Origin of the sequence: Bradyrhizobium japonicum USDA 6 (assembly GCF_000284375.1) — a bacterium.
Lineage (GTDB): Bacteria > Pseudomonadota > Alphaproteobacteria > Rhizobiales > Xanthobacteraceae > Bradyrhizobium > Bradyrhizobium japonicum.
This window is the reverse complement of the sequence record NC_017249.1, coordinates 5,311,976-5,330,908: the sequence shown is the minus strand read 5'-3', so window position 1 is coordinate 5,330,908 and position 18,933 is coordinate 5,311,976. Positions and strand designations below refer to the sequence as shown.

The 18,933-nt window shown below is 64.3% G+C and carries 15 protein-coding genes; 12 read left to right on the top strand and 3 right to left on the bottom strand.

The annotated features are described in order from the left end of the window. The first annotated feature begins 82 nt into the window (after positions 1–82). The 5 genes from BJ6T_RS25215 to BJ6T_RS25195 all read left to right on the top strand — a co-directional run bounded on the left by BJ6T_RS25215 (position 83) and on the right by BJ6T_RS25195 (position 5,317). Positions 83–889 (top strand): enoyl-CoA hydratase/isomerase family protein, encoded by an 807-nt coding sequence (locus BJ6T_RS25215; RefSeq protein WP_014495324.1) that lies wholly within the window; start codon positions 83–85, stop codon positions 887–889. A 113-nt stretch (positions 890–1,002) separates the two neighbouring features. Further along, the gene (locus BJ6T_RS25210; RefSeq protein WP_014495323.1) at positions 1,003–2,475 is read left to right on the top strand and encodes a DASS family sodium-coupled anion symporter; all 1,473 of its coding nucleotides are present in this window, start codon (positions 1,003–1,005) and stop codon (positions 2,473–2,475) included. A 233-nt stretch (positions 2,476–2,708) separates the two neighbouring features. After that, the gene (locus tag BJ6T_RS25205) at positions 2,709–3,860 is read left to right on the top strand and encodes a methionine ABC transporter ATP-binding protein (protein ID WP_014495322.1); all 1,152 of its coding nucleotides are present in this window, start codon (positions 2,709–2,711) and stop codon (positions 3,858–3,860) included. Continuing rightward, positions 3,850–4,515 carry a methionine ABC transporter permease gene (locus BJ6T_RS25200; RefSeq protein WP_014495321.1) on the top strand — a complete coding sequence of 222 codons (666 nt, stop codon included), beginning with the start codon at positions 3,850–3,852 and terminating at the stop codon, positions 4,513–4,515. The genes BJ6T_RS25205 and BJ6T_RS25200 overlap by 11 nt, the downstream gene beginning before the upstream one ends. A 28-nt stretch (positions 4,516–4,543) precedes the next feature. Next, positions 4,544–5,317: a MetQ/NlpA family ABC transporter substrate-binding protein gene (locus BJ6T_RS25195; RefSeq protein WP_014495320.1), complete on the top strand. Its 774-nt coding sequence runs from the start codon at positions 4,544–4,546 to the stop codon at positions 5,315–5,317. Between the two features lie 13 nt (positions 5,318–5,330). On the opposite strand, the gene BJ6T_RS25190 is transcribed toward BJ6T_RS25195, so the two are convergent. After that, positions 5,331–6,320, bottom strand: coding sequence for a helix-turn-helix domain-containing protein (locus BJ6T_RS25190; protein WP_014495319.1), 990 nt, complete (start codon positions 6,318–6,320; stop codon positions 5,331–5,333). 178 nt (positions 6,321–6,498) lie between these two features. Here BJ6T_RS25190 and BJ6T_RS25185 point away from each other — a divergent pair, with 178 nt between their 5' ends. From BJ6T_RS25185 to BJ6T_RS25155, 7 genes are all read left to right on the top strand, one after another. Next, the gene (locus tag BJ6T_RS25185) at positions 6,499–7,695 is read left to right on the top strand and encodes a serine hydrolase domain-containing protein (RefSeq protein WP_014495318.1); all 1,197 of its coding nucleotides are present in this window, start codon (positions 6,499–6,501) and stop codon (positions 7,693–7,695) included. Positions 7,696–7,710: 15 nt separating this feature from the next. Continuing rightward, complete coding sequence (locus tag BJ6T_RS25180; protein WP_014495317.1) at positions 7,711–9,711, top strand: primary-amine oxidase; 2,001 nt, start codon at positions 7,711–7,713, stop codon at positions 9,709–9,711. Positions 9,712–9,916: 205 nt separating this feature from the next. Then, complete coding sequence (locus tag BJ6T_RS25175; protein WP_014495316.1) at positions 9,917–10,375, top strand: hypothetical protein; 459 nt, start codon at positions 9,917–9,919, stop codon at positions 10,373–10,375. An 81-nt stretch (positions 10,376–10,456) separates the two neighbouring features. Further along, complete coding sequence (locus BJ6T_RS25170) at positions 10,457–11,863, top strand: Dyp-type peroxidase (protein WP_014495315.1); 1,407 nt, start codon at positions 10,457–10,459, stop codon at positions 11,861–11,863. A 650-nt stretch (positions 11,864–12,513) separates the two neighbouring features. Further along, positions 12,514–14,508, top strand: a complete 1,995-nt coding sequence (locus BJ6T_RS25165) for a TonB-dependent siderophore receptor (RefSeq protein ID WP_014495314.1) — start codon at positions 12,514–12,516, stop codon at positions 14,506–14,508. Between the two features lie 59 nt (positions 14,509–14,567). Then, positions 14,568–15,860 (top strand): siderophore utilization protein FsrB, encoded by a 1,293-nt coding sequence (gene fsrB / locus BJ6T_RS25160; RefSeq protein WP_014495313.1) that lies wholly within the window; start codon positions 14,568–14,570, stop codon positions 15,858–15,860. An 83-nt stretch (positions 15,861–15,943) separates the two neighbouring features. Beyond that, positions 15,944–16,771 carry a hypothetical protein gene (locus BJ6T_RS25155; RefSeq protein ID WP_028169521.1) on the top strand — a complete coding sequence of 276 codons (828 nt, stop codon included), beginning with the start codon at positions 15,944–15,946 and terminating at the stop codon, positions 16,769–16,771. Between the two features lie 161 nt (positions 16,772–16,932). Here the strand turns inward: BJ6T_RS25155 and BJ6T_RS25150 are convergent, their stop codons facing one another. Continuing rightward, positions 16,933–17,904 (bottom strand): tripartite tricarboxylate transporter substrate binding protein, encoded by a 972-nt coding sequence (locus tag BJ6T_RS25150; protein ID WP_014495311.1) that lies wholly within the window; start codon positions 17,902–17,904, stop codon positions 16,933–16,935. 92 nt (positions 17,905–17,996) lie between these two features. Continuing rightward, a complete protein-coding gene (locus BJ6T_RS25145; RefSeq protein WP_014495310.1) occupies positions 17,997–18,896 on the bottom strand; it encodes a LysR family transcriptional regulator in 900 nt (299 codons plus the stop codon). Positions 18,897–18,933 lie beyond the last annotated feature (37 nt).

The following is an 18,933-nucleotide window of genomic DNA, read 5'->3' as shown; positions in this document are numbered from 1 at the left end:
ATGCGCTGGGGCGCAACCGGGTCCCATATTCGTGAGGCCGGATGTAGGCTAGCCTCGCAGCAGAGCGGATAGGGAGACATCGGTGACGGACTTCGTGACGATCGAGAAGGGGCTCGGACCGGAGGGGCGGATTGCGGTGGTGCGGTTCGACCGCGGCGACGGCATCAACGCGCTCTCGCCGGAGGCGTTGCGCCAGCTCACCGCGGCCGCGCGCAGCTTCGAGGATGATGCCGCAACGTCCGTCGTGGTTCTGACGGGCAGCACCAGCGCCTTCAGCGCCGGCTTCGACCTCAAGGATGCCGAGGGCCGCTCGCGCAAGGACATGGATCTCGGCGCGCTGCGGCGGCATCTCAAGCTCGGGCCGCGTCTGACCCATGCCTGGCATGAGATGGAGCAGATCACGATCGCGGCCATCGAGGGTTTTTGCGTCGGCGGCGGCGTCGCGCTGGCCGTGGCGCTCGACTTCCGCGTGATGGGGCACGACGCGCATCTGCGCGTGCCCGAGATCGGGCTCGGCATGAACATGAGCTGGCAGAGCATCCCGCGCATGCTGCATCTGATCGGGCCGGCCCGCACCAAGCAGGCGGTGATCCTGGCCGACCAGCGCATCTCGGCCGATGAGGCCTACGAGTGGGGTTTGGTGGAGCAGGTGGCCGATCCCGGCCATGCGTTCGATGCTGCCATGGAGCTTGCCCGCAAGGTCGCCGCGCAGCCGCCGCTCTCGGTCGCCATGACCAAGCTGACCGTCAACCGGCTCGCACATGCGCTGGACGATCTCGCCAGCCACATGGACGTCGACCAGTTCGCGCTGGCGAGTCTCACAGAAGACCACAAGGAGGGCGTCGAGGCGTTCCTGACCCACCGCAAGCCGCGTTTCAAGGGGCAGTAGAACGTGAAGTCAGGCCATTGATCGCGCCGCGGCCAGTCCGTATACGCCGCGCTAGGACAAAAGCGGCTCGGCCAACGGGCGGTACAATGCGACGACAATCGAGGGGAGGGCCCATGGCCGCTAGCTCGCAGACGCCTCAGGCAAAAGGGTTCAGCTGGAAGCTGATCGCGCCGCTCGCGGTGTGGCTGGCCATCTATCTGTGGCCGGTGCCGACGGGTCTCAACGCCAATCAGTGGCACTATTTTGCCGTGTTCGCGGCCGTCATCACCGGACTCATCCTTGAATCGATGCCGGTCGGCGCGGTCGGGTTCATCGGGCTGACGGTCGCGGGCGTCGCCGGCTATATCGATCCCGATCCCGGCAAATCGCTGCGCTGGATGCTGGCAGGATTTGCCGAGAGCACGGTGTGGTTGATCGTCGGCGCGTTCGTATTCTCGATCGGTTATCGCAAGAGCCAGCTCGGCCGCCGCATCGCGCTGGTGCTGGTGCAGAGGCTCGGCCGCAACACGCTCGGTCTCGGCTACGCGGTCGCGATGTCGGACTTCCTGCTGGCCCCAGCGACGCCATCCAACACCGCGCGCAGCGGCGGCATCGTCTATCCCATCATCAGCAACATCCCGCGCATCTACGGCTCCGAGCCCGGGCCGACCGCCGGCAAGATCGGCACCTATGTGATGTGGACGGCGTTTGCGGCAACCGCGATTACCAGCTCGCTGTTCTTCACCGCGCTCGCACCCAATGCGGCCGCGCTTGCGATCGCCAAGAAGACCGCCGGCGTCGAGGTGAGCTGGGCGCAGTGGTTCGTCGGCTTTGCGCCGCTCGGCATCCTCCTGATGATCCTCGTGCCGCTGCTCAGCTATGTGGTCTGCCGTCCCGAGGTGAAGCGCAGCCCGGAAATCGCCGAATGGGCGGCGAAGGAGCTCAGCGCAATGGGCCCGATGTCGCGCAACGAGTGGATCATGCTGGCGCTGATCGTGCTTGCGATGTTCCTGTGGATCGCAGGCTCGAGCCCGGACATCCACGTGCCGCTGCTCGGCTCGAACTTCGTCAACGCCACCACCGTCGTGTTCATCGTGATCTCGCTGATGCTGGTGACGGGCGTGATCGAGTTCGCCGACATCGTCAGCGAGAAGAGCGCCTGGGAGGTGTTCTTCTATTTCACCTCGCTGCTGACGCTGGCCTCGGGCCTCAACGAAATCGGTTTCATCAAATGGTTCGCGACCGAATACGCCAAACCGCTCGCCGGGCTGTCGCCGTCGACCGCGATGATCCTGCTGGTCGCGCTGTTCTTCTGGATCCACTACTTCTTCTCGAGCATCACCTCGCATGCGGCGGCCGTGCTGCCGGTGGTGCTCGCGGTCGGATCGGGCATCCCCGGCCTGCCGGTCACGACGCTCGCCATGCTCTGCATGTATTCGCTCGGCCTGATGGGCGTGATCTCGCCTTACGCGACGGGACCCGCGCCGATGTATTTCGGCAGCGGCTATATCGGGAAGGGCCAGTTCTGGGGCTTTGGGCTGCTGTTCGGGCTGCTCTATTTCGCGGGACTGCTGCTGATCGTGCTGCCCTGGTTGCAGATCAGCTGAGCGGAGCCGGAAGCTCATACCCCCGGCAGACGAATTTTCTTCGCCGGGGTGGGATTGGGAAAACTTCGTCCAACTCCCCGCAAATATCTGACATTGCAAGGAAGACCTGAAAAGGCGATGGTGCGTGCTGCAGTGCAGCGTGTTCCAACCGAACCCTCACGGCAATTTCACTCTCCGTCGCTTGACGCGACCCGGTTCCCGGATGCCCCAGAGGGCAGCAGGAACTGTTGTGCATGAAGGCCGCCTCCATGAACGCCCACCAATCGCTCGCCATCGGACAGAAGATCGAAACGCTTGAAGCGATTTCACCTGCCGCCCGGAACGCTGACGCGATGGTCCGTTTCGAGGGCATCTCGAAGATCTATCCGCCCTATCGCGGCAAGCCCGGCGTCAACGCGCTGCAAGACATCGACTTCGCGATTGCGCGCGGCTCGATCACCGGCGTCATCGGCCGCTCCGGCGCCGGCAAGTCGAGCCTGGTCCGGCTGATCAACGGGCTGGAGAAGCCGACCACGGGCCGCGTGATCGTCGATAGCAGCGATATCTCGGCGCTGGCAGGCCGCGAATTGCGGCTGGCACAGCGCTCGATCGGGATGATCTTCCAGCATTTCAACCTGCTGTCGTCGCGCACGGCCGCCGACAACATCGCGCTGCCGCTGGAGATCGCCGGCTGGGCCAAGGCCGACATCAAGGCCCGCGTCGCCGAGCTGCTGGCGCTGGTCGGCATCGCCGACAAGCACGACCGCTATCCTTCCGAACTCTCGGGCGGCCAGAAGCAGCGCGTCGGCATTGCCCGTGCGCTGGCGACCCGGCCGAGCGTGCTGCTGTCGGACGAGGCGACCTCGGCGCTCGACCCGCAGACCACGCGCGCGATCCTCGACCTGCTTGCGAACATCAACCGCGAGCTGGGCGTGACCATCGTGCTGATCACCCACGAAATGTCCGTGGTGCGCCAGCTCGCCAAGGAAGTGGTGGTGCTCGACGCCGGCCACGTCGTCGAGAGCGGCCATGTCGCCGACATCTTCACCCATCCCAAGCATCCGATCACGCAGTCCTTCCTCGCCGAGGTCATCGGCGACAGCCTGCCGGTGTCGCTTGCGAGTCGGATCATGGCGGAGCCGTCCGCGGGCGGGCAGGCCGTGATCCGCGTCCAGGTGCGCGGGGCAGGGGCCGGCGACACGCTGGTGGCGCGGCTCGCCCGCGAGCTGGGCCTCGACGTGGCGCTGCTGTCGGCGCGTATCGACGAGATCGGCGGCCAGCATGTGGGCTCGCTGACCCTCGGTATTCCTCTCGGCATGCCTGGCGAAGAGGACGCGGTGACGCGGACGCTCAACTGGCTCTCTCAATATCAACTCTCGGCGGAGCGTCTCGGCTATGTCGCCTGAACTCATCAACCTGATCATCCAGGCGACCGGCGAAAGCCTGTACATGGTCGGAATCGCGGCGCTGCTCGGCACCGCCTTCGGCCTGCCGCTCGGCGTCTTTCTCGCGACCAGCCGGAAAGGGGAGCTATTCGCGGCCCCCGCCGTCAATCGCGTGCTCGGCATGGTGGTCAATGCGACGCGCTCCACGCCCTTCATCATCCTGGTCGTCGCCATCATCCCGTTCACGCGTTTCGTCGCCGGCACCTCGATCGGGTCGACCGCGGCGATCGTGCCGCTGACCATCGCATCGGCGCCGTTCATCGCGCGCCTTGTCGAGGCCGCGATCCGCGAGGTCGATGGCGGCCTGATCGAGACCGCGTCCTCGTTCGGGGCCTCGCCGATCCAGATCGTGCTCAAGGTGCTGATCCCCGAGGCGCTGCCGGGACTGCTGCTGGCGCTGACGCTCGCCGTGGTCAGCCTGCTCGGCTACTCCGCCATGGTCGGCGCCGTCGGCGGCGGCGGGCTCGGCGATCTCGGCATCCGCTACGGCTATCAGCGCTTCATGCCGGAGATGATGCTGGCCGTCGTGGTCGTTCTGATCGCGCTGGTGCAGCTCGTGCAGAGCGCGGGCGATTATCTGGCGCGCCGGGTCAACCGCCGGCTGCGGCAGCGCTGAACCACATTCCCTGAAACTGGAGACTTCAATGCGTTTTCTCGCAACCCTTGCGGCTGCAGCCTTGCTTGCGACCACCGCTCAAGCTGAAACCATCCGCGTCGGCGTCACCGCCGGCCCCCATGCAGAGATCCTGGACGTGGTGAAGAAGGTCGGCGCCGAGCGCGGCCTCGACATCAAGGTGGTCGAGTTCACCGACTACGTCATTCCGAACCAGGCACTGGCGCTCAGGGATCTCGAGGCGAACTCGTTCCAGCACGAGCCGTATTTGAAGAACCAGATCTCCAAGACCGGCTGGAAGATCGTCAAGGTCGCGAACACGATCGGGTCGCCGCAGGGCGTCTATTCGGAGAAATACAAGAAGCTCGCCGATTTGCCGGAAGGCGCCCGCGTTGCGATTGCCAACGATCCCTCGAACGGCGCCCGCGGCCTGATGATCCTGGCCCTGCATGGCGTGATCAAGCTGAAGGACCCGAACAACGTCTCCTCGACCGTCGCTGATATCACCGACAACCCGAAGAAGCTCCGCTTCGTCGAGCTCGATGCCGCCCAGCTTCCGCGCGCGCTGCAGGACGTCGACGTCGTCTCGATCAACAACAATTACGCCGTGCAGGCCGGCCTCAGTCCGGCGACCGATGCGATCGCGCGCGAGAACCCCGATGGTCCCTGGGTCAACATCCTCGCCGTCCGCGAGGAAGACAAGGACAAGCCGTGGGTGAAGCAGCTGATCGAGGTCTATCACTCCGACAAGGTGAAGGCGTTTCTTGAGACGCGCTTCAAGGGTACGTATTTGCCGACTTGGTAAGGCAGCACGCGCGTCAGGCGGCAAGCCTGGCGCGCCGCAGCGTCTCCGAGGGGAGCTCGGAGAAGTGGCGCTTGTAGTCGAGCGAGAACTGGCTGAAGTGCCAGAAGCCGTGTTGCACGGCGACGTCGTAGATCGACGTCTCGGCGCCGCCGGCGCGCTTCAGATCCCGGCGCGCTCGGTTCAGCCGCATCGCGCGCCAATAGTGCATCGGGCTCGTGCCCACGACCTCCTGAAAGCAATAGCCGAGCTTGCGCGGGCTCGCGCCGACCGCCTTGCAGACCTCCAGCAGCGACAGCGAGCGATCGCCGCTGCCATGCATCAGCTCGCGGGCGCGATCCACCGTGCGCTTGCGCGCCGTGGCGCTGCGGCCGGGATCGCTGGGCTGGGCCGTCGGCAGCATGTCCATGATCTCGACGAGGAGGGCGTCCTCCAGCGTCTGCCGCGCGGCCGGATCGTCGAACCGTTCGGGTGCGGCCGTGATGGTCTCGTGAATGGCGGCGAGGTGGGCGCGCAGCCGCGCGACCGGCGCCGCCGCCATCTCGATCACCCGCAACTGGTGCCAGACGGCGCGCGGCAGCTCGATATCGAGCCGGGCAGCAAGCTCAGCGATCAGCATCGTGCTGGCGACGACACCGCGCAGCTCGAAGGCCTTCGGCGTACACATGTCGATCTCGGCATCGATGCTGGCGATGACCTGGGAGCCTGCAACACTGGCCCCGTTGCAATTGACTTCGCCGTCGCCGTCCCAGGGCAGGCCGATACCAAAACTGTCGGCCCCGAGCTGGCCGTATTGGCGGACCTGCTGGCTGGTGATCTCGCGGAACACTTCGAGCCGGGGCAGGGACAGCTGGGTGAAGCTGCCCCTGAAGGCGCCGGCGCTGATCTGGTCGTAGCTCAAGCGCCAGCGACCGAGCGCGGCGCAATGCTCGTCGACGTCGGCACTGCGCGCCTGAAACAGGCTTGCAGCCGAGTCCGGAGTCAGAAGAGTTGCGCTTAAGGCCATGACATCACGTCGAAATTTAGTAGCCCAGAGCCAGCAAGAACCACGCCAGACTGGCACGGCCATGGCCGCTGTCCAGCAAAATATTGCCGGATCTCGATAACGCCCGATGCGGCCTGTGTGCAGTCTTCTCCCTTGCCGTTCCGACATCGCAGTCGGGATCGCCTTGCGGAGGATCGAGATGCGACCGACGGACATCATGCGCGGCAGCCCGCCTGCGCCCGAGGCCCAAGTGACCCGTGCCAATTGGCGCAGCTTTCCCGCCATCCGCTGGGGTTTCACTCACACCCGCGAAGTGCTGCCGACCGCCGAAGTTCGTCGCTCCGCGCATCCCACACCGATGGCAAGCGCGCCGCGCGAGCTGCAAAAGCTCAGCTTCACCGCGCCGGACGGCAAGCCGACCACGGTCGAGGCCACGTTGCGCGAAACCTTCGGCGATGCGCTGCTGATCATGCACCGGGGCACGCTGATCCACGAATGGTACGGCGACGGCATGAGCGCGACCACGCCGCATCTGATCTGCTCCATCAGCAAATCGATCGCCGGCACGCTCGGCGGCGTGCTGGCCGCGCGCGGCCTGCTCGATCCCGAGGCGAGGGTGGTGCGCTACGTGCCGGAGCTGGAGAGCTCGGTCTATGGCAGCTGCACCGTCCGCAACGTGCTCGACATGGCCGTCGCCATCAAGTTCGAGGAGGATTACGAGGACCCCGCCGGCGACGTCGCACGCTATCGTTTCTCCTCGGGCTGGGACGTGCCGCCGCCCGGCGTCGAGCCCGGCCATCAGCGCGCCTATCTCGCCACGCTGCGCGGCACAGGAAAGCCGCACGGCAAGGTGTTCCACTACGTCTCGACCAATACGGAAGTGCTCGGCTGGGTCTATGAGCGCGCCTGCGGCATGCCCTACCATCGCATCCTCTCCGACTATCTCTGGCAGCCGATGGGCGCCGAGGAGGATGGCTCCCTCACGCTCGACAGCCACGGCATGGGCCGCATCGCCGGCGGCCTTTCCGTCACCGCACGCGATCTGCTGCGCTTCGGCGAAATGATCCGTAACCGCGGCGTGGTCGAGGGCCGGCAGGTGGTGCCGGGCTGGTGGATCGACGACATCCACGAGAACGGCGATCCCACCGCCTGGGCCGATGGCGACCTCGCCGACATCTTCCCGGGCGCCCGCTACCGCAGCAAATGGTACACGATCGATCCCTCGCGGAACGATCTGGCCGGGATCGGCATCCACGGCCAGTGGCTCTATATCGACGCAGCCACCGACACCGTCATCGTCAAGCTCGCGACGCAGCCGAAGGCGATGGACGTTCCGCTCGACCACCGCTGGCTCGCCGCCTTCCGCGCCATCACCGCGCATCTTGCCCCACGCTGATTTCTGGTCATCATCATGCTCGATACCGTCAAAACCAAATCACCGATTCAAGCGGCCGCACCTCATCCGCTCGATGCGCTGACGGCCGAAGAGATCACGGCCGCCTGCACGCTGGTTCGTGCCGCCGCGACCTCGCCCGAAAACTGCCGCTTTCCGACGGTCCGGCTGGAGGAGCCGACCAAGCAGGAACTGGCCGCTGGCGGAGCAGGGCGCCGCGCCTTCGCGCTCACGCTGGACATCACCACGGGCGAGGCGATCGAGCACATCGTCGATCTCGGCCGAAACGAGATCGTCGCGCGCAAGGTCATTCCGAACCGCGAGGCGCCCTACGGGCAGCCGCCGGTGATGCTCGAAGAGTTCTTCAAGTGTGAGGCCGTGGTAAAGGCCGACCCCGGCTGGCGCGCGGCGATGGTCCGGCGCGGGCTAACCGACAAGGATATCGAGCTGGTCCAGGTCGACCCGTTCTCCTCGGGCTTCTTCGATTTCGAGTACGAGCGCGGCGCGCGCATCGTGCGCGCCGTCAGCTTTTTCCGCGAGCATCTGCAGGACAACGGCTATGCCCATCCGATCGAAGGCGTGGTCGCCGTCGTCGACCTGATCGCCGGCAAGGTCATCGATCTCACGGACGCAGACCCGATCGTGCCGATCCCGCGCAAGAAGCGAAACTACGGCGCACACGAGGTCAAGAACCCGCGCACCGACATCAAGCCGCTGCATATCGAGCAGCCGGAGGGCGCGAGCTTCAAGGTCGATGGCTGGCAGGTCGATTGGCAGAAATGGAGTTTTCGCGTCGGCTTCACGCCGCGCGAAGGGCTGGTGCTGCATCAGCTCGCCTACCGGGACGGTGCGCGCAAGCGCTCGCTGATCCATCGCGCCAGCGTCACCGAGATGGTGGTGCCCTATGCCGATCCGACTGAGAACCACTTCTGGAAGTCGGCGTTCGATGCCGGCGAATACGGGCTCGGCATGCTCGCCAACGCGCTCGAGCTCGGCTGCGACTGCCTCGGCAACATTCATTATTTCGACGTGCCGGCCGCCGACAACAAGGGCGAGCCCTTCGTCATGCAGAACGCCATCTGCATGCATGAAGAAGATTACGGAATTGCCTGGAAACACTACGAATTCCGCAACGGCCTGTTCGAGGTCCGCAGATCCCGACGGCTTGTCATCTCGTTCTTCGCCACCGTCGGCAATTACGACTACGGCTTCTACTGGCACCTGTACCAGGACGGCACGATCCAGCTCGAGACCAAACTCACCGGCATCATCCAGACCGCCGCTGTGCCATCAGGCGAAAAATACAAATGGGGCGGGATGGTCGACGACAATCTGGGCGGGCCGACGCACCAGCATTTCTTCAACGTGCGCCTGCACATGGATCTCGACGGCGGCGGCAATACCGTCACCGAGCACGAGTTCGTGCCGCGGCCCTGGGGCGCGGACAATCCGCACGGCAATGCCTTCGACACCACCACGCGCGTGCTGTCGCGCGAGCGTGATGCGGCTGCCATTGCGAACGGCGAGACCGGCCGGTTCTGGAAGATCAGCAATCCCAACGAGACCAACTCCGTCGGCAACGCGCCGGCTTACAAGCTCGTGGTCAATCCAAGCCCGCTGATGCTGGCGCAGGAAGGCAGCTACGTGCGCAAGCGCGGCGGCTTTGCGACGAAGCACGTCTGGGTCACGGCGTTCGACAAGGACGAGAAATACGCCAGCGGCGATTATCCCAATGTCCATGCCGGCGGCGACGGTCTGCCGCGCTACGCCGCGCAGAACCGCAACATCGAGAACACAGATCTCGTGGTGTGGCACTCCTTCGGCCACACCCATGTCTGCAAGCCCGAAGATTTTCCGATCATGCCGGTCGAATATGCCGGCTTCATGCTGAAGCCGACCGGATTCTTTTCGGCCAATGCCGCCGGCGACATTCCGCCGGAGCGCAACAGCCGCAGCGTGCTGGCGGGCGACCCGACGGATGCTGCCGCCGGCGCGTGCTGCCACGCCGGCAAAGCTTAGGCTCGTCGCGCGGCTCAACGTTCGCAGCAGGCCGACCCGCGCTGGTTCGCAGGTCGCATGCGTTCGCGGTCGAATTGTCAGGGGAGTATTGCTGCCACTTTCGAAGGGCCCGCGGCGCGACGGCTGGCCGCAGGTCGAAAGATCGCTTCCAATTCCTTTCGGGAGTGATATCATCCTAAAGTTGTATTTTTTTAGGAGATTTCCCATGACCCACGCGCTCAATCTCACGCTGCCGATCAAGCAGGACGCCGAGACCCTGGCAAAGCTGCGGAATCTCGAGGCCAGCTTCACCGAAAAGGTTCAGCCCGCCATCGCTGCGGCGTTGAAACAGTCCAGGATCGTTCATTTCGCGCGCGTCGTCGTCATCGACGACAAGTACATCCAGGTCATCACCGAATATGAGGGAACGCACCAGGAATACACGGAGTTTTTCCGAAGAGCGCTCACGCCGATATTTGCCGCGATATTTTCCCTGGCAGATACGTCTGGCCTGGACATCAACGATCCCAATGCGTTCTTCGAATTCTCGAAGAACCACAACGCACGTTCGCTGGGCACGGCGACCGACGGCTCGACCGACATCGGCGGCAACCCGTCCGGCTGGCTGTTCTCGGCTTACGACGGCATGACTGTCGCAGACATTCTGGCAAAACTCGGGAAATAGCTTTCTGAGCGGATTTGCGCTTTCGAGATAGGGCAGCTTCGAGGCTGCCTATCGGCTGACCGTTATTGCAGGGCAGGCGCCATGGTGGATCTCGGCAATTTGCAGGCGATCGTCGCTCGAAGCTCGGCCAAGCCGCTCCTCGCGGTTCTGTTGTTCAAGTTTGACGACGCCGGCCGTGCCAAATCCTTCTTGCAGCAATGGATACCGCGGGCAGCGGTGGGCGCGGGCCCTGACCCCGATGGTCCGGCGTTCCACTTCATGTTCAGTTGGAACGGCATCGCGACGTTGTTGTCAGGGCGCGCCAATCTCGACGTCGCGCAGGGCCGTCGGGAGTTCGAGGCGGCTTTCGTGGACCCGACGCAGGCACCGGACGGCGGCATTGCGACACAGCTTGGTTTCTTCGACGCCAGCGCTCCGGCCGGATGGTGGGACGGCAAGTTCAAGTCGAGCGATATCGATCTCGCCATCCACATCGGGTTCGACACGCCCGCGCAAAAGGCCGATTGCCTCGGGCAAATCCGGCAGTCGGCGACAGGCTCCGGCGTTCGGGAATTGTCACTCGACAGTTGGGACGACGGTGCGCTGGCCGGCTGTCGACCAGCCGACGGCCGCCTGCATTTTGGTTACCGTGACGGCATCACTGCGCCGAACGTTAACTGGCAGGATGCGCCGGCTGGCAGGGCTTCCGACGCCGTCGATTGCCGCGAGATCGTCGTCGGCTATCCGAACAGCGATTTTCCCACTTCACCGTTCAAGCCAGGTCCATGGCAGGACTTCGCGCGCGATGGATCATTCGTCGGCCTGTCGTGGCTTTATCAGGACGTCGCGGCCTTCAACACATTCCTGAAGGCGAATGCGCCGCAGGCGGTGCCGCATGTCGGCCCGGAACTGGCCGAGGAATGGATCGCGGCCAAGATGATGGGGCGCTGGCGACACGGGTCGCCGCTGTCGCGTTTTCCGGATGCGCCACCGTCGACCCCGCAATTGAACGATGCGTTCGGCTATGGCGACGATCCAAACGGCGTCAAATGCCCGCTCGGCGCTCACATTCGAATTGTCAATTGCCGCGATCAGCCGCTGAAATTCGCCAATCAGATTCGTTTCCCCAAGGGGCCGCCGCGCGTGATACGCCGCGGATTTTCCTACGGTCCTCATCTGGAGGGCACGGAGGACGACGGCAGGGACCGCGGCATCGTAGGGCTCTTCTACTTCGCCAGGATCAACGAGCAATTCTATACCATCCTGCGATGGATGCATCAGACGGACTTTGCCGACGCCTACATGCGCCTTCCGAACGGAGCCAACGCGCAGGATGCCTTGACCGGAAACCGGGCAGACCCAAAGGCCGAGACCCGGTTCGAGGTTCCGCTCGCGGGGGACGCCTCCGTGACGTTCCAGATGAAGCAATTTATCCGCTACAAGGGCGTCGCAGTGCTGTTTGCGCCGAGCGTTAAAGCGCTCAACACCATGATTGCCGCGCAAGGTTGAACTGCCGGGCCTAGTGACGCGCCTCCGTCGGCAGTTGCATTGCCGTTGCAGCCATTCGTTCGCGCCGAAGCTCCTGCGATCTGCGCGAGGCAGCGCGCCCGCCGTTTCCAGGTGGTTGCGGACGAGCGGCGAATGTTCTCACTCTAGAAGCATTCCATATCGAAGCGCTCGCAGAAGCCGGCGATGCACCTCGACGCGCATATGGGCGCATTGGTCGCACGATTTATTCCCCGGTCTCGATAGATTCTAACTCTGCGTCTCTCGCGCTGAGAATGCTCCCGCGTTAGGGCGAGAGTCCAAAAATCATCCCGGCAAAGCCGGCAGTGCGTGGGACTTCGCTAGACGTGTCAGACTTCCAACTTCGTTCGTGCTCCAATGCGCGTGTTCGACAGCTTCAGGTGCTTTTCTTCGGTGCCGTCAGCATGTTCGCTCCCTGCACTCCCTTCGCGCCCGTGCAGGCGCAGTCTCAAATTCCCACGGTCTCGGTGGAAGCACCGGCGCAGCGCGCCCGACCCGCGGCGGCGGCCTCGTCGCGGCGGTCCGCGACGGCACGGACCGCACGCGCCAACCGGCGTTCTCCTGCGCAGCAAGCAACGCCGACGCAGTCGGCATCAGCGAATCGCGACACGGGTGAACGCGCCAATGGGCCGGTGCGCGGCTTCGTGGCGACGCGGAGCGGCACCGCCACCAAGACCGACACGCCGCTGATCGAAACGCCGCAGTCGGTGTCCGTCGTCACCACCGACCAGATCAGGAACCAGGGCGCGGTCTCGATCGGCGAGGCCTTGCGCTACACCGCAGGCGTCAGCGGCGATGTCAATGGCGGCTCGGACACCCGCTTCGGCGCCCTCCAGATCCGCGGCTTCGACACGACCATGTCAGGTCTCTACATCGACGGCCTCAGGATTCCATCCAGCAATTACGTGCATTTCAACGGCCTCGATCCCTACGGTGCCGAACGCCTGGAGGTTCTCAAGGGACCATCCTCGGCGATGTATGGCGGCAGCGGCACCGGCGGCATCCTCAACTACGTCACCAAGCTGCCGACCGCGCAGCAATTCGGCGAAGTCTCGATCTCCGGCGGCAGCTTCAACCGCTATCAGGGCCAGTTCGACATGGGCGGCCCCGCCAACAAGGAAGGCACCGTGCTGTGGCGCCTGACCGGCGTCGTCCGCGACGGCGAGACCCAGGTCGACTTCACCAAGGACAACCGCGTCTTCATCGCGCCCGCGGTCACGTTCAAGCCGAACGAGGACACCACCATCACGATCCTAGCCGACTACCAGAAGGACCGGGCAGGGTGGGGCCTCCAGTTCCTGCCGGCGTCGGGCACGGTATGGCCGAACAACGGCCGCACCATCCCGGTCTCGTTCTTCGCGGGCGTGCCGAGCTTCAACGCGTTCAACACCGAGATCGCAACCGCCGGCTACCTGCTCTCGCACAATTTCACCGACAACATCACGTTCCGGCAGAACCTGCGCTACGCCTATCAGCACAACGAGGAAAAGGTGTTTTACGGCGGAGGCTATACCAACGAGGCCGCAGGGCAGCTCGCTCGTTTCGGCAGCTACAGCAACTCCTACATCAACTCCTTCGCGGTGGATAATCAGCTCCAGGGCAAGTTCACCACCGGCATCCTCAGCCACACCACGCTGGTCGGGATCGACTATCGCAATACGTCGTTCCGCGACACCGCCTTTGGCGCCACGACGTCGGCGCCCGAGATCAACGTCTTCAACCCGGTCTACAGCTACGACTGGACCATCGGCGCCATGAGCGACAACACCGGTGTCAGGCAGTCGCAGGTCGGGCTCTATGCGCAGGATCAGATCAAGCTCGGCCGGCTGTCGTTCCAGCTCGGCGGCCGCCAGGATTTCGTGACGACGCTGGTCGACAGCAATCTCCCCACCTCCAATACGTCGGTCTCGAAAGATGCCTCGGCCTTCACCGGCCGCGCCGCCGTGATGTACAATTTCGACAGCGGCATCGCGCCCTATTTCAGCTACTCCGAGTCGTTCCTGCCGGTGCTCGCGACCGGTCCGTCCGGACAGATGCTCAATCCCGAAACCGGCGTCCAGTACGAGGTCGGCGTCAAGTACCAGCCGCTCGGATGGAACGCGCTGTTCACCTTCGCCGCCTTCGACCTGACGCGCGACAACGTCGTCACGTTCGCGCCGCCGAGCTACCTCGCCGAACAGATCGGCCAGGTGAAATCGCGCGGCATCGAGCTCGAAGGCACGATGTCGCTCGCCGACGGCTGGAACCTGCGCGCCGCCTACGCCTATGTCGACGCGATGCTGTCGCAGGATCCCGTCAATCTCGGCAAGGCGCCGCCGACCGTGCCACTCAACCGCGCCTCGCTGTGGAGCGACTTCACGCTCCAGAACGGGCCGCTGGCGGGCCTGCAGTTCGGCGGCGGCATCCGCTATGTCGGCGCGACCTGGGGCGACGACGCCAACACGTTCAAGGTGGGATCGTCCACCGTGCTGGACGCGCTCCTCGCCTACACCCGCGACAATTGGCGCCTGTCGCTGAACGTCACCAACCTCGCCGACACGCGCTATGTCGCTGCCTGCTACAGCCTGTCCGGCTGCTTCTACGCGGAGGGGCGGAAAGCCATCGGCAAGCTGACCTACCGCTGGTGAGTTCGAAGTGAGGACGGTCCGGCGATGTCAGCCGGACCCGCTTGATGAGAGTCGAGACGATGAGAGCGATATTCGGCAGGCTGCATCGCTGGGCGGGACTTCTCACCGCCGGATTCCTGTTCTTCTCCGGCATCACCGGCGCGATCATCTCCTGGGATCATGAGATCGACGAAGTCCTGAACCACCACCTGTTCGATGTCACCAGCAAAGGCCCGGCGATTCCCTCGATCGAACTCGCGAAGATGATCGAGCAGCGCGATCCCCGCGCACGCGTCGTCTACCTGTTCATGACGCCGGAGGAGGGGCACTCGCTATGGTTCTTCGTGATGCCGCGGATCGATCCGGCGACGGGAAAACGCTTCGCGATCGACTACAACCAGATTTTCCTCGATCCCAACACCGGTGTCGAGCTCGGCCGGCGCTACTGGGGCGCGGTGTGGCCGGTGACGCGCGAAAACTTCGTCTCGTTCCTGTACAAGCTCCACTACACCATGCACATCCCGGAATTCTGGGGCAGCGATCGCTGGGGCATGCGCGTGCTCGGCGTGATCGCCATCATCTGGACCATCGATTGCTTCGTCGGCTTCTATCTGACGCTGCCCTCGCGACGGCGCGCCAAGGCCGCGCGGGCGCCCCAGGTCACGCGCCAGCTCGAACGCGGCTTCTGGGCGCGCTGGGCGCCGGCCTGGACCATCAAGGCATCGGGCAGCGCCTACCGGATCAACTTCGACATCCATCGCGCCTTCAGCCTGTGGACCTGGGGCGTGCTGTTCATCATCGCCTTCACGGCGTTCTCGCTAAACCTCTATTTCGAGGTGTTCTCGCCGATGATGAAGATGGTGTCGAACTACACGCCGACGCCCTATGAGCAGCGGCCCTATCGCGATCTCGACGATCCCATCGAGCCCAGGGTGACGTTTGACGACATCGCTGCGCGCGCGGCGGCCGACGGCAAGGGGCGAGGGTGGACCGTCCCGGTCGGCTCGATCAATTACGGCCCGGCCCATGGCGTCTATGCCGCGGCGTTCTTCCATCCCGGCGACGATCACGGCGCCGGCGGCGTCGGGCCGGCGCAGCTCTATTACGACAGCGAGGACGGCCGCCCGATCGGCGAACGGCTGCCCTGGGTCGGCACCGCCGCCGACATCTTCGTGCAGGCGCAATTCCCGCTGCATTCGGGCCGCATCGTCGGGCTCTTTGGGCGTATCCTGATTTCGATCATGGGCCTCGTGGTGGCGGCGCTGTCGGTCACCGGCGTCGTGATCTGGTGGCGCAAGCGCCGCGCCCGCGTCCGGGTGCGCGAGACGGCGGCCCTACGCCTGAGCCGGCAGCAGCTCACGGCGGCGGAGTAGGGCTTCCGCCGGCTTTCGCGGGATGAACCTTCCCGCCCGGCACCGGCACAAAGTCTGGAGATCGCTCCCAGCCGGACCATGCAATGAGATCGCTCACCTTGCTCTGCCTGCTCCTCTTCGCGACGCCCACCGACGCCGCCACGCCCGAGCAGCACTACCTCGACCTGCGCGATCGCTACATCGCAAAGTTCTCGAAGGCCAAGGAGAGCGACGAGACTTTCAAGCAGCACGACGCGGCGCTCAACGAGCTGACGGGCCTGCTGCGCGGCCTTGTCGGACCGGTCACGATCAAGGGGCTGCCGGCGGAGGGCAAGTCGAACGCCGACACGCTGTTCAAGGGCGACTCCGGCTTCGGCCATCTCGACGGGCTCGCCTTCGCGTCCGAAGGCGACAAGATGCAGGCCGTGGTGACCACCACAAGTCTGCTCAAGCATTGGCTGCGCGAGCACCGCGAGGACGGCATGCCGCAGGAGATCGGCGCCGCGTTCAAGTCCGACCGCTTCTACTACGCCGCGATCCAGGACTCCGCCTTCGCCAAATATGCCGAGCTGCCGATCGTAAAGCCCGCGGCGGCTAGTGCCGCGATCGCGGTGCTGGGCCTGCGCGGCAATGGCGATCTGAAGGGACCGCCGAGTGAAATCGACGTCGTCGCGGTCCAAGGCGAGAAGGTCTTCTTCGTCGCCGCCCGGGACTTGGTGAAGACGGCCCCGATCCCGGCTTGCGAGAAGGTCTGGACGCAGATGATGGCCAAGCCGGTCGACAAGAAAGACCCGCGCGGCGACATAACCCGCGAAGATAACGCCATGACCGCCTTCACGGCGTGCTTCGCCAGGGCGGCAGCGAGCCAGAGTTGGTTCGCCACGGCCATCAGGAAGGCGCAGAGCCAGTTAGACCTGCTGCCGCTGCGCTAAGCCACTGCCGTCTTTATTCCAGCCGCGACCGCCCTCGCCAACGATCCAACCGCCTGAAAGCACTGTCCAAGTAGAGTAGGGGACCGATACCCGACGTCAGGTTAGGGGGACGAGAACGCGGACTTCGCGCATCGAACGGCGACAGCCCCTTGCTTGGAAGCCTATTCCAATCGCGCGCCTATCGAATCGACGATCCGCCCCCACTTCACCGTCTCGGCGGCAAGGAACCTGGCATAGTCGTCGGGCGACCCGGGGAGGGCCCTCGCGCCGAGCTCGGCAAGAGGTGCCATCAATATCGGATCGCCGAGGCCGACGTTGACGGCACGGTTGATCTGCAAGACGATGTCATCCGGGGTGTTCTTCGGCGCGTTGAGACCATTCCAAATCGTCGCTTCATAGCCGGGCAGAAATTCAGTCATGGCCGGGACGTCGGGCAGCGACGGAGAGCGTTCTGCGGCACCGACTGCCAACGCGCGCAACGCTCCGCTCCTGATGAATCCCATTGCGCCCGGGAGAGTCGCGAAGTAGAGGTGCACGCGCCCGCCGATCAGATCGGCGATGGCTTCAGCGTCGCCGCGATATGCAATGTGCATCATGTCGACGGCGGTCATCATCTTGAACAACTCCGCAGCAACGTGGGGTGGGCTCCCTAGGCCGCTCGAAGCGAAATTCAACCGACCCGGCTCCGCCGTTGCGCGTGCGACAAACTCGCTGACCGACCGTACGGGAAGGGCAGGATTGACACACATGACGAGCGGCGTGCTGACGATCATTGCGATCGGCACGGTGTCGCGAATGAAGTTGAATTTCAGATTCCGGTAGAGGGCTGCGTTGATGGCATTCGCGGCCGACGCGACCAGCAGCGTGCAACCGTCAGGTGCGGCGCGCACGACCTTTTCGGTCGCCAGATTCGTCGCCGCACCGATATGGTTCTCAACGATAAAGGATTGCCTGAACTGCTGCGACAACCACCGGCCGACAGTACGAGCGACAATGTCCGTATTGCCGCCGGGCGAAAAGCCGACGATCAGATACACCGGCCTGTTCGGATATCCCCGCAAAGCGAACACATGGTTAGCTGATGCCGCGATCGCGAGCGCCGCAAACTGAACGAACTTTCGACGTCGGAGCATGCTATGCTCCCGCCCGTTTGAATAGAGATCAATGAACTTGCCCGCGCCGGCTTTCCGCCGTCGACCCGCAGCGGGCGGCGCCCGATCTTAGCTCAAACGCGATATCGGCGGCAATAATCGACGACGATATCCATGAATACCTTGGCTGCGGGCGACAGCGACCTGTCGCTGAGCGTGCAAATGAAGAACCCCAGGGGCTCTGCCCCGAGCTCGCGGACCGCCGCCGACTTGATCGTGCCAGCCGCCAATTCCCGCTCCACGGCAAAGCGCGGAAGCAGAGTGCAGTTGTTGCCTATGCTCGCCACCTCCTTGACCAGCGCCAGCGAGTTCGTGACGCAAAATGTGTTCGGCTCAAATCCGTGTCTTGCGAATACGCGATCGAGCTGTTGGCGAAGGCCGAACGATGGCTCGGTCAGGGCGAACGGGAAGTCTTCGAGCTCGCGCAGCAACACGATCTTTCTTCCGGCGAGCCGATGCTGGGGCGAGAAGACTGCGACCATTCGGTCACGAAACACCTCGAGCCTGGTGATGTTGTCGTGTGCGGGCGGATTGATGATGAGGCTGATCTCCGCCGCCCCCGTGATGAGCGCCTCGATCGCCTCATCGGTGCTGCTCATCCTGACATTGAACGTCACATCCGGATATTGCGTATGAAAGCGGTTCAGGACTGGCGCCACGAAGCTCTCGATCGCCGTCTGGAAACAGTAGATGTCGACATTTCCGGCCTGGAGGTCCTGCAGCGCCGCGATGTGGGATTTTACGCGCGAGAACTCGCGCATCACGCTGTCCATCTTCGAGAGAAGGATTTCTCCGGCCGGGGTCAATTTCATGCCCTGCGCGTGGCGATCGAAGATGGGCGCGCGAAGCTCGTGTTCGAGCTTCGCGATCTGTCTGCTGATAGCCGACGGTGAGACGTGAAGCCGGTCGGACGCGGCGCGAATCGAGCGGGACTGGGCGGTGGCACTGAAATAGCGAAGGGCCGTGAAATCCATCGCTTGGATCTCCCTTCTGCGTGTGTTGCGTTTTCGG

What these genes read in the sequence shown, in the direction of transcription:
- BJ6T_RS25210 (WP_014495323.1), top strand. Translation starts at nt 1,003, where the DNA reads ATGGCCGCTAGCTCGCAGACGCCTCAGGCAAAAGGGTTCAGCTGGAAG.
- BJ6T_RS25205 (WP_014495322.1), top strand. Translation starts at nt 2,709, where the DNA reads ATGAAGGCCGCCTCCATGAACGCCCACCAATCGCTCGCCATCGGACAG.
- BJ6T_RS25200 (WP_014495321.1), top strand. Translation starts at nt 3,850, where the DNA reads ATGTCGCCTGAACTCATCAACCTGATCATCCAGGCGACCGGCGAAAGC.
- BJ6T_RS25195 (WP_014495320.1), top strand. Translation starts at nt 4,544, where the DNA reads ATGCGTTTTCTCGCAACCCTTGCGGCTGCAGCCTTGCTTGCGACCACC.
- BJ6T_RS25190 (WP_014495319.1), bottom strand. Translation starts at nt 6,320, where the DNA reads ATGGCCTTAAGCGCAACTCTTCTGACTCCGGACTCGGCTGCAAGCCTG.
- BJ6T_RS25185 (WP_014495318.1), top strand. Translation starts at nt 6,499, where the DNA reads ATGCGACCGACGGACATCATGCGCGGCAGCCCGCCTGCGCCCGAGGCC.
- BJ6T_RS25180 (WP_014495317.1), top strand. Translation starts at nt 7,711, where the DNA reads ATGCTCGATACCGTCAAAACCAAATCACCGATTCAAGCGGCCGCACCT.
- BJ6T_RS25175 (WP_014495316.1), top strand. Translation starts at nt 9,917, where the DNA reads ATGACCCACGCGCTCAATCTCACGCTGCCGATCAAGCAGGACGCCGAG.
- BJ6T_RS25170 (WP_014495315.1), top strand. Translation starts at nt 10,457, where the DNA reads ATGGTGGATCTCGGCAATTTGCAGGCGATCGTCGCTCGAAGCTCGGCC.
- fsrB (WP_014495313.1), top strand. Translation starts at nt 14,568, where the DNA reads ATGAGAGCGATATTCGGCAGGCTGCATCGCTGGGCGGGACTTCTCACC.
- BJ6T_RS25155 (WP_028169521.1), top strand. Translation starts at nt 15,944, where the DNA reads ATGAGATCGCTCACCTTGCTCTGCCTGCTCCTCTTCGCGACGCCCACC.
- BJ6T_RS25150 (WP_014495311.1), bottom strand. Translation starts at nt 17,904, where the DNA reads ATGCTCCGACGTCGAAAGTTCGTTCAGTTTGCGGCGCTCGCGATCGCG.
- BJ6T_RS25145 (WP_014495310.1), bottom strand. Translation starts at nt 18,896, where the DNA reads ATGGATTTCACGGCCCTTCGCTATTTCAGTGCCACCGCCCAGTCCCGC.